This window comes from Aliiglaciecola sp. M165 (assembly GCF_007197995.1).
Lineage (GTDB): Bacteria > Pseudomonadota > Gammaproteobacteria > Enterobacterales > Alteromonadaceae > Aliiglaciecola.
The window spans coordinates 292249-307132 of the sequence record NZ_VKKH01000006.1 but is presented as its reverse complement, the minus strand read 5'-3'; the positions used below and the strand labels follow the sequence as shown (position 1 = coordinate 307132).

At 41.9% G+C, this 14884-nt stretch carries 13 protein-coding genes; 10 read left to right on the top strand and 3 right to left on the bottom strand.

Annotation, left to right across the window (positions count from 1 at the left end):
* Positions 1-8: 8 nt before the first annotated feature.
* Entirely contained in the window at positions 9-842 is an 834-nt protein-coding gene (locus FM019_RS13200; protein WP_143836407.1) for a hydrolase 1, exosortase A system-associated, read from the bottom strand.
* The gene (locus FM019_RS13195; RefSeq protein WP_143836406.1) at positions 836-1714 is read right to left on the bottom strand and encodes an alpha/beta fold hydrolase; all 879 of its coding nucleotides are present in this window, start codon (positions 1712-1714) and stop codon (positions 836-838) included. Before FM019_RS13195 ends, FM019_RS13200 begins: the two co-directional genes overlap by 7 nt.
* A 199-nt stretch (positions 1715-1913) precedes the next feature.
* Here FM019_RS13195 and FM019_RS13190 point away from each other — a divergent pair, with 199 nt between their 5' ends.
* From FM019_RS13190 to FM019_RS13150, 9 genes are all read left to right on the top strand, one after another.
* The gene (locus FM019_RS13190) at positions 1914-3089 is read left to right on the top strand and encodes a DegT/DnrJ/EryC1/StrS family aminotransferase (RefSeq protein ID WP_143836405.1); all 1176 of its coding nucleotides are present in this window, start codon (positions 1914-1916) and stop codon (positions 3087-3089) included.
* A gap of 14 nt (positions 3090-3103) precedes the next feature.
* On the top strand, positions 3104-4123 hold the full coding sequence (locus tag FM019_RS13185; protein WP_143836404.1) for a GNAT family N-acetyltransferase: 1020 nt from the start codon (positions 3104-3106) through the stop codon (positions 4121-4123).
* 10 nt (positions 4124-4133) lie between these two features.
* Complete coding sequence (locus FM019_RS13180; RefSeq protein WP_143836403.1) at positions 4134-5087, top strand: glycosyltransferase family 2 protein; 954 nt, start codon at positions 4134-4136, stop codon at positions 5085-5087.
* 58 nt (positions 5088-5145) lie between these two features.
* Positions 5146-6117, top strand: coding sequence for a glycosyltransferase family 2 protein (locus FM019_RS13175; protein WP_143836402.1), 972 nt, complete (start codon positions 5146-5148; stop codon positions 6115-6117).
* A 92-nt stretch (positions 6118-6209) separates the two neighbouring features.
* Positions 6210-7412 (top strand): glycosyltransferase, encoded by a 1203-nt coding sequence (locus FM019_RS13170; protein WP_260681624.1) that lies wholly within the window; start codon positions 6210-6212, stop codon positions 7410-7412.
* On the top strand, positions 7402-8364 hold the full coding sequence (locus tag FM019_RS13165) for a glycosyltransferase (RefSeq protein WP_143836400.1): 963 nt from the start codon (positions 7402-7404) through the stop codon (positions 8362-8364). The genes FM019_RS13170 and FM019_RS13165 overlap by 11 nt, the downstream gene beginning before the upstream one ends.
* Before the next feature lie 15 nt (positions 8365-8379).
* Positions 8380-9483, top strand: a complete 1104-nt coding sequence (locus FM019_RS13160; RefSeq protein ID WP_143836399.1) for a glycosyltransferase — start codon at positions 8380-8382, stop codon at positions 9481-9483.
* Entirely contained in the window at positions 9484-10386 is a 903-nt protein-coding gene (locus tag FM019_RS13155) for a sulfotransferase domain-containing protein (RefSeq protein ID WP_143836398.1), read from the top strand. It begins immediately after the preceding gene.
* Entirely contained in the window at positions 10377-11570 is a 1194-nt protein-coding gene (locus FM019_RS13150; protein WP_143836397.1) for a glycosyltransferase, read from the top strand. Before FM019_RS13155 ends, FM019_RS13150 begins: the two co-directional genes overlap by 10 nt.
* A 5-nt stretch (positions 11571-11575) precedes the next feature.
* Here the strand turns inward: FM019_RS13150 and FM019_RS13145 are convergent, their stop codons facing one another.
* Positions 11576-13012, bottom strand: a complete 1437-nt coding sequence (locus FM019_RS13145; RefSeq protein WP_143836396.1) for an oligosaccharide flippase family protein — start codon at positions 13010-13012, stop codon at positions 11576-11578.
* A gap of 279 nt (positions 13013-13291) precedes the next feature.
* Between FM019_RS13145 and FM019_RS13140 the strand changes: the two genes are divergently transcribed.
* Positions 13292-14875 carry an ArnT family glycosyltransferase gene (locus tag FM019_RS13140; RefSeq protein ID WP_143836395.1) on the top strand — a complete coding sequence of 528 codons (1584 nt, stop codon included), beginning with the start codon at positions 13292-13294 and terminating at the stop codon, positions 14873-14875.
* Positions 14876-14884 lie beyond the last annotated feature (9 nt).

Genomic DNA, 14884 nt, shown 5'->3' with positions numbered 1-14884 from the left:
CTTCGATTTTAACCACGAGAAGCAAGCTGCTTAACGAAATTAGCAGTAATTGTCTCCACTTCTTGTTTGTATTTTTTTGTCGAAAATGTGTGATCCGCTTGCTCTATTTTGTGCAACTGAGCGTTTTTGGATTGCAGAACTCGCCACGACTTTTTGCCCAAAGTCTGCTCTTCAAATTCTTTGGCGGTCAAATCTACTCCACTGAGGATCAAGCAAATTTCTCCACTAAACTGTGCCAAACCTTTTTGCATTCTGGATTGGTAACTTTGTTGACTGGTTTGTTCTGACGCAACGCTGTCTTTAACAAAGCCTTTGGCATCACCTACAGATTCTGCAACTTTAACCTTGCCACTGAATAATTTTTTCCAAAATTCAGCGGAGGTAAGTCTTTGTAAATAATAATATTTCAACATCGTTTTTCCCATAGCTGCATCACTTCGCAACCATGGATTAAGTAAAACCAAACCCGCAACACGATCATCTGATGGAACATACATCATCGCTGCCGAAGCCGCGTCGCACAGTCCCCAAATCACAACTTTTTCGGCTTTGGTTTTTTCAATCAGCGTGTTTGTCGCAGCCAAAATGTCCTCATCGATACTTTCAAAAGATTTTTTGTCGCCACTACTGTCCCCCATCCCTGTATAGTCAAAGCGCAACGAAGGAATACCTTGCTGTGCCAAATAACGAGACAACTGAATAAATTGTCGATGGCTCCCCACTCGATATTGTGGGCCACCCACTACCAACAGCACTGCAACCTTACTTGGCACCTCTACACCATGCAAAATTCCCAACAGCTGTGCGTTTTCGCAGTCAAATGTGATGGCTTGCTCTAACATTGCAGCTCTCCCTTTTGCTCTTCAAGCACAGGTCTTTGTTGCAATGCATCAAGCATAGGCTGATGTAAAAAACGCTGTTCAAAGATTTCAGGGATCTGCCAGAATGCGCTGCCTTCGAAACAGCTCACGTTCAAAACCGATCCTCCCCAGCCGTCAATCAATTTTTGAATAACAGGGGTAATTTTATTAGCTGACAATTCCAGCCAAGCGACGGTAAAATCAGGGGCTAACCCCTCAGGGTTTTCTGTGGGGATATGTAAACTATCAATTGAACCTAATAACTCAGCACAAATTTCGTAACCCGCAACTTCTGTCGTATTTCCAGCTAAAATGTGCTCTCGCCATTTCACGTTTTGTTGTCCCTGCATCATACTCGCGGCTTGTTTTAAGCGCAGAAATTGTGTCATAAATTGTTTGCCTTTTAACACAGGTTTCCACCAGACAAGCTGTTTTACGGGCATCACTTGATGAATATCCTGCAGTTTTTGGCATGCGAGTAAAGCACCAAAGCGCATTCCCCATAAAGTGAGATGTTGTTCTCCTTTTTGCTTGAGCCAATGCACGGTATCCAAAATATTTTGCTGCCATATGTCAGCGTTCGCCTCCAGTATTTCACCTTCGCTATCACCGCAACCAAAATAGTCCAGACAATAAACGTTGAAGCCCTGCTCACTTAGAAATTGTGCTTGCTTAGCCACTACCGCTCTGCAGAGATTCATTTCTTCAAAAATTGAAGGCAAAAACAGCACCGCTTGCTTGGCAGGTTGTTCGTTGGCGGAATACTGAGTTACGAATAGTTTTCCCGCATCACTTGGAACAAAATGTCCTTGGATCACAATTAACTTCTCTATCAACATAGTTAAATTGGCCAAAGGATACCTTAACTGTTGGCTTTTTTGCAGTGAATTAGTGCATCCAACGTTTGGCGCTTGCTAAAACCAAATGATTATATTCTGTGCGCTTCAATCGTTAATACATGGCATTTTTATGCTGTTTGACATAGCATATGCATCTTGATTTTATTAACAATATTCGTGCAACCTTGGTTGCTTGCAAAAAGTACGGTGTAACATGGCAGTTAATTTTTTACCCCCCATTGCTAACGCAAGCCAATTTCCTCAACCAAGTGTTTCTGCAACACCAGATTTTCACTTAAAAGACGTGGTGCTATTTAACCGATCCCCTTACCATCTGGAGAACGCAGTTTTTACTCGCAATGGTCGAGGAGCTATAGGCATCGCGGGCAAAGCTCTTAAAAAGACCGCAGATAACATCATATTGATCCCTGCCTATCATTGCCCTGCCTTGGTAGAACCCTTCATATGGCTCGGCTACCAAATCCATTTTTATCCAGTAATGGAAAATTTGCAGGTAGACAAGGCGATGCTCAATAGCATGCTCGATGAGTTAAACCCTACCCATGTAGTTGTCGTGCGTTACTTTGGGTTTAACCAGAATGTCGATGAGATGATCGCGATGTTGCGCGGCCGCCCGGTCGAAATCATTGAGGACTGCGCACACTCACTGTTCCGATTTTTGCATCACTTCGATCCGAAAATGGCCAGTGACATTGAAGTTAGCGCCAGTATTTGTAGTATCAACAAAATTTTACCCACCGTTGATGGTGGCGCGCTTTACCTTCCAAACAAACCAGCAGGTACTTTGCAACAAACAAGTTGGGCCGACGAATTAAAAGCCTTCGCTTACCTGTTGGGAATTCCTCAAGCTCTGGACAAATTTCGCTCCCGTTCGAAGGCTGTAAACAGCGACCAAACAGCAAATATAGGCACAACAAAAGACGCCAGCCCGTCAATAAAGCCCTCGATTGAACAAGAGGATAAAGCGCTGCGCTACTTTCAGCCAGTGGATGTGGAATCGGCCAGTTATCGTCATACCCATTACATTTTGGGCAAAAGTCAAATTGAAACGATCAGAGAAAAGCGCAGAAAGAATTTTGAATACCTGATCTCTAAAATTGATAATCCAGTTGTGGGGCATCCACTTTATACTAGCCTGGACCAATTTGACGTACCTTACGTGTTACCTTTTCTACTTAATGATGACAAACACTTTTTTACTTTGCGTAAAAACGGAATTCAAATTCTGCGCTGGGAAGAAACGGCAGTAAGCGAGTGCAAAAACAGTATGCACTATCGTTCTCACCTGATTCAAATCCCTTGCCACCATCAGCTCACCAAAGAGCAAATGGATTTTGTCATTGACACAATTAATAGTATTCAGTCCTAAGGAAAAGAAAAGAAATGAATTGGTTTCATGTTCCCTACAGCGCTTTTCCAGAGCACAAAGCAAAATGGCAAGCGCTCAATCAAAAAACAATGAATCTGGCATTTTTTGAGGCAGAATTTGTTGACGCCTTGTTAGCCTACTTTTTTGATGGTGACGAGTGTTTTGTGTACGCGTTAAAAGGCAGTGAGATGGCATTTGCCGGCTTTTTTAAACCCAAAGGTAAAGGTCAATGGATGACATGCATGCCCTCCCAAAGCCCATTAGGCCTAATGTTGCATGCAGAACCTATTGATGAGGACATGTTAAAGGCAATTTGTGAAACCTTACCTGGCAAAGTGGCCATGCTTGACCTATTGCAACTAGACAGCAAATTTAGCGCATTCACACCAGCAGACTTGGTTGAAAAACAAGCCTATATCACCACAGGCAACCGCCCTATCCCGGAAGATTTTGACGCCTATTTTAAATCCCTCGGAAAAAACATGCGGCAAAATTATAACAAAGTCATAAACCGCGCGGCCAGAGCTGAAGATACGCTTTCAACACAAAAAGTCAGCGCTCCAGATGAAGTCAGAATGGCCATTCTAAAATATGGCGAAATAGAAAGCATGGGGTGGAAAGCGCAGGAAGGCACCGCCATTTCTCCTGACAATACGCAAGGTAAGTTCTATCAGCAGGCACTTATTGGGTTAGCTGAAAAAGGCAAAGCGTGTTGTTGGTATTATCTTATCAACGAAGAAGTGGTATCTGTCGATCTATGTATTCAACAGGATGATACCTTGATCATATTAAAAACCACTTACAACGAGGCCTTTAATAAACAATCGCCTGCGTTAATGCTAAAGATCGAAATGTTGAAATATTATAGTGCTAACCTTGAGACAGAAGGGATAAGGAATATCGAGTTTTATGGGAAGGCAATGGAATGGCACAAACGCCTGGATTCCGAATTACGGGAAATTGAACATGCAACCTATTTCCCCAGTAAATTAATAAAGGGTGCAGTTAAGTTGTTAAAGCGAGTTAAAAAATAACGAGTTTGCCATGAAAAATTTAGTGACAGTGATAATCCCATTTTTTCAGCGAAGCCAAGGCTTACTGAAAAACGCACTGTTAAGTGTGGGGCAGCAAACAATTTTTTCTCAGATCGACAAAATTATTGTTGTCGATGATGGGTCTCCTGTGCCAGCTAAAGCAGAGATCGCGGCTCTTGATGACCAGCCAAATTTGCAAGAAAAAATCCAGTTAATTGAAAAACAAAATGGCGGGGTGGCGTCAGCGCGCAACGCTGGGATTGATAAGGTTGGCGCATCTGTATCCTATGTGGCATTACTCGATCCTGACGATGTATGGCTTCCTGAGCACCTGGAGCTTGCGATTGCAGCACTCTCTACTGGTACAGATTTCCATTTTTGCAACTTCACTCACATAGGACAGACGGTTGGCGCATTTGAGCGGGCAGGCTACATTAGCCCCGCTGATCACCCTGCCCTTGACGGTGAGTATAATCATCAGTATCAAGGCGACATTGTACGCCAAATTACGACAGCCAATGTCATTGGGGCTTCGTCGGTAATTTATGATTTTCAGAAACACAAAAATAGTCGATTCAAAACCGATTTTCGTTTTGCTGGCGAAGATTATTTGATGTGGTTGGATATTACTAGCAATAGTGATGGCATTAGCTTTACAAGCAAAATTACTACTCACTGCGGCGAAGGGATCAACTTGTTTTCAGGCGCACAATGGGGAACCGAGCATCTTTGTAAACGGCTCTTTGACGAAATCAATTATCGCTATTATTTGATGAATAACATCACGATGACGAAGGCCAACCGTGAACGAGTCAAAGAAATGCTTTATGACAATCGAACAGCCTATATTGGAAACTTACAATCCATGCTAAAAAGACTTAAACTCTCGGCTATTGGATTATTTTTTAAACACTTTTTTGGTAATAAGCCCTTTCGGGACACTCTTTTAAAGAAAGTTGCCTAAATATTAACGCGAAGATTCTAAATTGTGACTCAGCACAACAAGTAATAGGAAGACACTTTTGAAGCTAATAGTACAGATCCCCTGCTATAACGAAGAGCACACGTTACCTGCAACGTTTAATGACATTCCCAAAGAAATAGAGGGTGTCGATGAAGTAGAAATTATGATTATCGACGATGGTTCCAAAGACAAAACTATCGACGTTGCAAAAAAGCTGGGGGTCCATCACATTGTTGTGAATAAAAATAACCGTGGACTGGCTCGTACATTCCGTAAAGGTGTTGATGAATGCCTGAAACGTGGTGCTGATATCATTGTTAATACCGATGGCGACAATCAATACGCAGGGTGGGATATACCTAAACTCATACAACCGATCCTTGATGGCAAAGCAGACGTGGTAGTTGGTGATCGGAAAACCGGTGAAATCGCTCATTTTTCACCGCTTAAGAAATTGTTGCAGCGAGTTGGTAGTTATGTGGTCAGACAGCTCTCTGGAGTGAGTGTTCCAGATGCCGTTAGCGGTTTTCGAGCATACAGCAGAGAAGCGGCATTGCAGCTCAACATCGTATCCCCGTTTAGTTATACCATCGAGGCGCTGATTCAATCTGGCAAAAAACACATGGCTGTGACATCTGTCCCTGTTGAGACCAATGATAAGACACGTGAATCACGCCTGTTTACCAGTATTCCGAAATTCATCGAACGGCAGCTGACAACGATTGTTCGTATGTACACCATGTATCAACCGTTGCGAGTGTTTTTCCTGTTGGGTGCATTCCTAACAATGTTAGGGCTGATCCCTATCACGCGATTCATCTATTTTTATATCACTGGTGATGGCGATGGCCATATCCAATCGCTAATTTTAGGCGGTACCCTAACGATTCTTGGTTTTGTCACCTTCATCATCGCTTTTTTAGCGGATTTGATAAACTTTAACCGCCTGCTCATTGAACAAACTCTGGAAAAAGTCAGGCGCTTAGAGTTGGAAATGTTAGAACATAAAGAAAAAGATAACGACAATTAGTAGCAAGTCATATCGCTTAGGGAAAAACGTATTAAATGACGCGTAAAGTTTTAATTTGTGCCTCAACCTTTCCCCGTTTTAAAGGGGACGGAATGGTTGACTTTGTGTGGCAACAAGCCCGCTATTTGCAAAAACACTATCCCAACCTAGAAGTGCATGTGTTAGTTCCCCATGATCCTGGCGCAGCGCATTATGAAGAGTGGGAAAATGTACATATTCATCGCTATCGATATTTTGCGCCGGCGGAGATGCAATCTTTGGTGTACCCTGCAATTTGGCCGAATATCAAAGAACAGCCATTGAGACTTTTTCAGGTTCCTTTTTTGCTACTCAATTGCTACTTGGCAACTCGCAAATTAGTTAAACAGCACCGCTTTGATCTGATTTATTCTCACTGGTTTACGCCCCAAGGAATGATGTGTAACCGCGTAGCCCGTGAATTTAATATTCCTCATACGCTTACCTCTCATGCAGCCGATATTATCATCCTTAAAAAAATACCCTTTTTAGGAAATTATTTAGTGCGAAAAATTTTGCCTTCGTTTAAGGCCATCTCTTTTGCTGGCAGCAGAGGTATGAAACAGGCACTGGACTTTTTTGATGAACCCATGCGCAACACGCTCGTCCGTAAGTGCAAAGTCTTACCCATGGGTGTCGACTTGCAATTACCTGTGTCTCACGCCGACAAGGCGAAGCAAAGCGTTTCTTCAGACATTTTGAAGTTGTTGTTTGTCGGTCGTCTTGCAGAAAAAAAGGGGGTCACCTTCTTACTCAACGCAATGGCAAAGATTAAAGCCCAAGGAATCTCGATTCACCTAGACCTGCTGGGTGATGGCCCTCTGATTGACGATATTCGTCAAGAAGTTAGCGCGCTTAATTTAAGTGCAGAGGTTAACTTTCAGGGGTTTGTGAACGGCGAGGAAAAATTTAAATTTATACAAAATACCGATTTGTTTGTACTACCATCAATCATTACTGCTGACGGGGATGCCGAAGGTTTACCCGTTAGTTTGCTGGAAGCCATGTCCGCCGGCGCTTTATGTTGCGCTTCAGATGAATCCGGCGCACCAGATATTATTGAAGACGGTAAAACCGCAATAATGTTCAAAGCAAAAAGCAGTGATGCGCTGGCTGCAGTATTTAATCAAGTAGCAAATATGACCACAGAACAACGCAGCGCTATTGCCAACCAGGCAAAAGTAGCAGGCGACGCTTATTTGTGGGACAACATGATCCATCAACATGCGGAATATTTAATTTTGCCGTATATCGCAGAGTCAGTTCATGCCAAATGAGAAGCGTTGCGATGCAATAATTGACGTTGTTATGGCTTGTTATCGCGAGCCGATTCCGTGGCTGAGCAATGCCATTGATTCAATACTAACCCAGTCAGAAACGCGATTTAAATTTGTTATTGTGTTAGATGACCCAGACAATTTGGAGATTAAAAACTGCTTATCTTCCTTTCAGGCCCAAGATGACCGAATTGAAGTCATAATCAATGAACAAAACTTGGGATTGGCCGCTTCGCTCAATCGCGCAATCCAGGCATCCTCCTCTCCTTTTATCGCCAGAATGGATGCTGATGATATTTCTTTGCCAGAACGTTTAAAAATTCAATTGGATTACTTAAACGCTAATCCTGAATACGCGTTGATAGGCAGTGCCATAGAAAATATCGATGAAAACCAAACCGTCTTGGGTATCAAGACCTTTGAATCCAAGCCTGCACTGTTGAAAAAAATGATCCCTTTTTGCTCAGTTGCATGCCATCCGACCTGGATGTTTAGAAGACAAGATTATGATGATGTGCAGGGGTACCGTAATCTCTCCACTGCGCAAGATTATGACTTTTTGTATCGATTAATAGACGCTAATAAGCGCATTACCAATCTTCCACAACCGCTAGTCAAATATCGTATCCATAACAGCAGCATAACCAGCGGAATGAGCTTAAAACGTTATAAGATTAGGCGATATATCCATGATATGCACCAAGATAGAGTTCGATATGGCAAAGATGAATTTAGTGAAGAAATTCTACAGTCCTATGTGGCCCAAGCAAAAGCAAGTAAGACAATTAGCAAACTCTTGACTAAATTACGACAAGCTGAAGAAAAACAAAGCCCTCTGAAGATTTTTTATATGGGTTTGTTAACGGTTTTATCTGCCGATGTTCGACAACGTGTGATTGACCATATCCAACTTAAGTGGCTGATGGCTCGTCACCCAACTGTGGACAAATGATAAGTTTTGAATGCAATGAATAATAAAACGTCTGTATGTTTTGTCAGTAGCACTTTGTCCAAAGGTGGGGCTGAACGTGCACTAAGTAACCTGCTGTGCAACATGGATAGAAGCCAACTAGATATTTCGGTACTGTTGCTCAATGGAATTGTGACCTATCCGGTGCCAGAAGATGTGACCATTGTCGACCTACGTAAACGTTCGGCCATGTACCTTCCACTTTGCTTTATGTTACTGATTAAGCACCTGGTGCGCATTAAACCCGACATTTTAATCAGTGTATGGTCTTTTCCGAGTCTATTGACCGGAATAGCACTCAAGCTATCGAGATTGAAAACCAATTGGGTTGTCAGAGTGGCGAACAACCCTGCGGATCAGGAAGACGATTGGCGCAAAAAGGTTTTTTATCATCTGTATCAGCGAGCCAAACGTTACATCGTGCTTTGTGACGACCTCGAAGAAAACTTTTTAGCCTACTACCCATTCTCTAAAGGTAAAACGAGAATGATTAGAAATGGATTTGATTTAGAGGCGTTAGAAACTAAAGCCGATGAAGCGATCGAAGATACATGGATTAAACAAAAAGACTATTTGGTTTCAGTCGGTTCCCTTACGGATCAAAAACGTTACGACATTCTGTTGAACGCGATGGCGATGGTGTCGCCAGAAAAAAGACTTCCCTTGGTTGTCTTAGGCGATGGACCACTTAGACAATCGCTGGAAAAACAGACGAATGAATTACAACTCACAGAGTGGGTTATATTTAAAGGGTTTGTTACCAACCCCTATCCTTATGTAAAGCATGCCAAAATTTTTGTGCTGAATAGTGACTACGAAGGTCTTTGCAATGCTGCAATTGAAGCCCAGTGTTTAGGGGTACCCGCGGTGATCACCGACTGCCCAACGGGTAATCGTGAAATTGTGGTTAACGGCGTAACGGGGTATTTGGTCGACATGGCAGATCCGAATAAGATGGCAGAAGGAATAGAAAAAGTCTTAAACCTAAATGCGGACGATTTTCAAAATATGAAAAATGCGGCATCTAGTTTGGTTGGCACAAAATACCGAATTGAAAATTCAGCAAAACAACTCAACGAACTTATCTCGGAGTTTGGATAAATGAACACACCGCAGCGTTATCCTAATTTATTTATTGTCGGCGCACCAAAGTCTGGTACAACTGCAATGGCTAGGCATCTCAATGCGCACCCAGACATCTATACACCGTTACAAAAAGAGTTTACCTACTTTGGAAAAGACCTAGTTCGCTATGCTGAATTGATCACTGAAGCGGCTTATTTAAACTGGTTTGAGGATTGGCAAGACCAGCCCTATGCATTAGATGCTTCTCCCTTCTATTTGTATTCGTTTTCGGCGGCAGAAGAATTTAAAGCTGTGTCACCCAAAGCAAAGATCGTAATTATGTTAAGAAATCCCGTTGATGTCGCTTATTCCATGTATTTTGAAGCCAAGTATGCCTCAAGAGAAGATGTCGATACCTTTGAAGAAGCTTGGGAACTGGAGAAAAACAGAGTCAGCGGCGAAAAAATTCCCAAAAATGCCAGGTTGGAATTCACTACTAGGTACCAGAGTATCGGTATGTATAGCAAACATGTAGAGCATTATATCAATGAATTTGGTAGAGAAAATGTGCACATAATTTTGTTTGAGGATTTCAAGAGAAGTAACCAAGATTGTTATAAATCTTTACTGGATTTTTTAGGGCTTGAGCATAAGCTACCAGAAGACTTCAAAATTCATAATCCAAGTAAGATTGCTCGAAGCCCAATGATCACTCATTTTGCATCAGCGCCACCAAAGTGGATGGGGAAAGTTGGCGGACTCTTTTTGTCTAAATCGATGCGCTGGAAGATTAGAAATTTTATAAAACAGAAGAACACTAAAGTTGTCGAAAAACCGCAGATCAGTCCAAAAATGCGCGAAACGCTCCAAGACCACTATGACGAAGACATTTGCAACTTAGAAAGTCTATTAAGCGTTAACTTAGACTCATGGAAATAGAACATAAAATGCATCAGAAATTGCTCTATGATTTGGCAGCTACGCACCCGGGAAAATTAGGTTCTTTGCACGGGGGAGGCATATATGCTGAAGCGGTATTTGAGAGACTCATGGCGCTAGGACTAGGTGAGAAACTTGAAGTGTTCTACTACGCGCATAAAGAGCTTCCAGATAACATTTTAGAGTTGTGCCAAAAACACGCTATTACGCAACATAAAATCGGCACTGCAAATGATATTCAGGAGCTAATCGATTCAAAATCTTACCATTCTCTCTATTCCGCAATGCCTTATGAATTGTACAAAGATACCGACACGAAAAATGTCAGATTTATCTATACAATTCACGGACTTAGAGAGATAGAGATTCCTTACTCAAGCCAACAGTGGCGCTACAGCATGCACTGGAAAAGAATTGTCGAGTGGTTGTGGGCCAGTTTGTTTACAGAGCATTTTCTTGCTTCAACCAAAAACCGCTTTGAGACGCTTTTGGGCAAGGAAAACAGTGAAGTCATTACCATTTCACAGCATAGCAAATACTCAATTCTCAACCAGTTCGGACATTTGATTAAAGACTGTGATTTGAGAGTGTTATACTCTCCTTTGCTGCAGGAAAGAACTGACAAGGTAGTAACTAACGAAAATTCAAGTGACTCGGAAAGTTTTTTTCTGATCATTAACGGAAATAGGTGGATAAAAAATTCTTATCGCGCTTTGTGCGCATTAGAATCTTTTTATAAAAAAAATCCAAACTGTGAGATAAAGACATTGGTTTTGGGCCTAGCAAAACCGCCCAAAAGGTTTCGCCATCACCCGCTTTTTGAATTCAAAGGCTATGTCAGCAGAGAAGAGCTTGAATCTGCATTTGTTGATGCCTTTGCCTTTATCTATCCAACGCTCAATGAAGGCTTCGGGTATCCTCCTTTAGAAGCAATGAGAAAGCGTACTCCTGTCCTAGCATCAGCAGTTTCGGCAGTACCAGAAGTATGTGGAGATGCAGTTTTATACTTCAACCCTTATGATGTGAATGAGATTGAAATTAGAATTGCCGAAATATACTTCGACGATAAAAAGCGAAATTTGCTTGTTCAAAAAGGTGCACAAAAAGTAAAAGATATGGATCTTCAGCAGGCAGAAATGCTAGACCAACTTTGCACAATAATTATCAACCCAAAAGAAAAATAAGCCAATTACCTTTTGACTACTCTCTCTAAGATCAGTTTTCTGACTTGCGCATCCACAAGTAACCACCAAGACAATATCAGCATCACACTTATGGATATGAAAAGAGCGGCAAACGTTACGACGTGATCGTTTAAAATGTCATTCAAGGTGAAGGTTAACAGTGTAATCAAGGCTGGCCAAATGACACTTGGCAAAGCGCGTAAAACTTTCTTTTTGACCAAATATAATGCACTAGCCAAAGCCGCAGTGCCAAATCCAGCAATCACAGTATATGCGGCCCCCTCGACAAATTGTGCGTCAAGCCAATAAAACATGCCGACAATTAGGGTACTGGCGCCTAAAACATTAATAAGTAAAATAGATTTGTTATGCTCCAAAGCAGCCTGAGATGAATTCAACATATTGTGGATAATAGCCGGTATTAATGCCCAGACTAGAATAGCCATCACATTTCCAGCTAGCCTAAACTTTTCAGTAAATAACCAAACAATTATTGGCTCCGCGAGCTGCGAGGCCAACAACGCACAGCTACAGCCAAACACTACGCCAATGACTATGGAGTAATGAGAATAAGACTGTAGTTTAGAGAAAGAACTCTTAGCATTTCTGCTTAGTGCAGGCAAAGCAGCCGCCCTAATGGATGAAAATATTGAAAGGAGTACCACAAACAGTTGAATAGCCAACGAAAAATTACCAATTTGTGAGAGCGTGATCCCTTCCTGCTTGAGCAGGACCACGGGGCCTTGAAATAAAAATTGCCCTAACGCCACAGCTATCCCTAACGGTAATAACTTAACCACGAGGGCCAGCATAATCCTCGGACGCCACGTCAGATTGACCTTGACTAAATACTTATTGACCCAGAAAACAGCAATCCCCCCCTGACATATCATCCCTAGTGCGTGTACTGAGGCAACCAATAGTACGTTCTCCGTGGCAAATGCAACTAGCAGCCCCAAGGTAACCTCTGCGGGCTTAAAAATTCGCTCGAGCTTAAATACGTATATAGTTTGCTCATAGGCTTGAAACATTTGAGTAGACCACAACAACATTGCTCTACCTATGAGAGCAACTGTGTAGATAGCAATAATGATGCTAATGGCTTGAGTATCAGCATTTACAAGACCTACGAATAAACAGACGCTTGCCACTAATGTAACAGCAATAAATCGAATGCTGGCGACCAAGGGAACGGTTCTAAATTCGGCTTTTTGGGCGTTTTTACCCACTTTTTGGGACAAATAAATACCAAGTCCCAGGCCTGTCATGGGTAAAAACATCATATACCAAGCATTGCCAAATGCCAGTAACCCATACATCTCTGCACCAAGCAAACGAGCTATCACAAAAATATAAATGAACCTCAATCCTTGTGACATTAGCAGTGTCATATAGAGGTAAGCTGAATTCTTTAATATTCGACGTATTCCAGCGGAATTCAACGTTAGCGCTCCATCAACAGATTGTAGGTATTTGAGAAACAATGAATTTAATAAAATGTAGACGGTAAACGTCAATTCAGCTTAGTGTAAGTGAATTCACTAGTATGATGCAATTTACTGTGCACGAAAGAACCAATGAGATTTCTTTTAATATCGTGTAAATTACGCTTAAACAGCACGTTAGAGGTTTTTTGAAAACTCACCAATGTACGGATGCAGAATGTACCAATTTTCACTCACTTACAATTACTCGGGTAATCTTAAGGAAAAAGTTAAGTCATGAAGGTTAGCGTAAGTAAAATGCAAGGGATCATCCTGCTTTTGTTAAGTCTGGTGTTGATTGTGATCACTCCTCAATTTTGGATCCAATACCCAGATTCTGGATACTATTTGGGCACTGCGAGTCAAATCATTTCTTCTATGCAATATTGGTTCAACGGCCAACCTAACCTTCAGTATTATCCCGGAACATCCCTTGTAGTCGCTATCCCGCTATTATTTGCCGGAGAAAACTTCTATATTTTGCAAGGGTTTATGGGGGCAATATCACTGATAGGAATAATAGTGATTGCCCGTTATTTTGCGTTTGAGCGTTATGGTATAAGTGGATTATTGGCTCCATTCTTCGTGTTGTGCAGTAGCTTATTTGTGATCCATTTTTATGCGTTGATTTCCGATACACTTTTCTTAACCGTAACCATGTTGGCTTTGCTATGTTGGCGAAAATACGAACAGACGACACAACTAAAGTTTTTACTACTTTGCTGCGTGTTAGTGTCATTTTCGTCACTAGTGAGATTACAGGGGCTGTTTTTTTGTGCAGCATTAGGGCTTACCTTGTTAATACATGCCTATCAACATCATCGCGAAACCTTATTAAAATCTTCTGTAAAGCTTGCCATGCTTGGAGGATTAGTGTGTTTGCCGTTTTTGCTGTGGACAATCCGCAATTACCTGGCTCACTCCCCTGACACCTTCAATATGGCAAACGGTTATTTTTTTGGTTTAAAAGGCCTGAGCATATACGCAAAAGGATTACCTGGTAACGCCTCTGCAGAGCATATTCAGGCTGCTTGGCAATTCCCCCTGGAACGCACAAGTCTATTTGTAGGCGGATTGTTTGAATCATGGTATGGCGGCTTGAGTTCACTGAATCGTCATGGGATTACGCTAATCATGTTGGTTTTAATTGGCTTTGGTCTGGTGCCTTGGGCAAAACGTGCCAATAAACTTGAACTGTTATACGTTGGTTTATCCATGGCGTTTATTAGCAAAGACATTTTGCTGAATAAAAATTTGCATATTGTTTATCGGTATTGGCTACCCATGATGCCGTTTATCATTGTGATGATGGGACTGGGACTGAAAACTGTCACTTCGTTCGGTTTTTTAGGGCCACTCAAACGGCCAGCTCAAATATCCGCGACACTGTTTGCCTGTTTATTACTTATTGTTGCTTTTCCGAATCTACTTAAGATGTATTATCAAGATGATAAATTAGAACAAGAGCAACTGGCGATAGAAAAATTAGCCCAGTTTACGAGAGAAAACATTCCTGACGATGCAATTGTTGCAACCGTAGATTGGGGCGTGCTACCACATGTCATTCAGCGCCGTTCTATCCCCTTGTTAAATGACCCAGATAGTCAACAAAGTATCGCCAGAATGCTCAAGTATCACACCGAGTATTTGGTCACCTATAACAAGTTTGGCCGTATGAGCACGCCTGCTGAATCCATGGTTAAGCGATATCCAAAGGCGTTTGATGAAGTGTTTGATGGGTCGAATGACAATGCCAAGATTGGCTTAAAAGCATATAAAGTCAATATTGGCGTATTGAGAGGTTATTTGACGTCTCACTGACACCTTTGC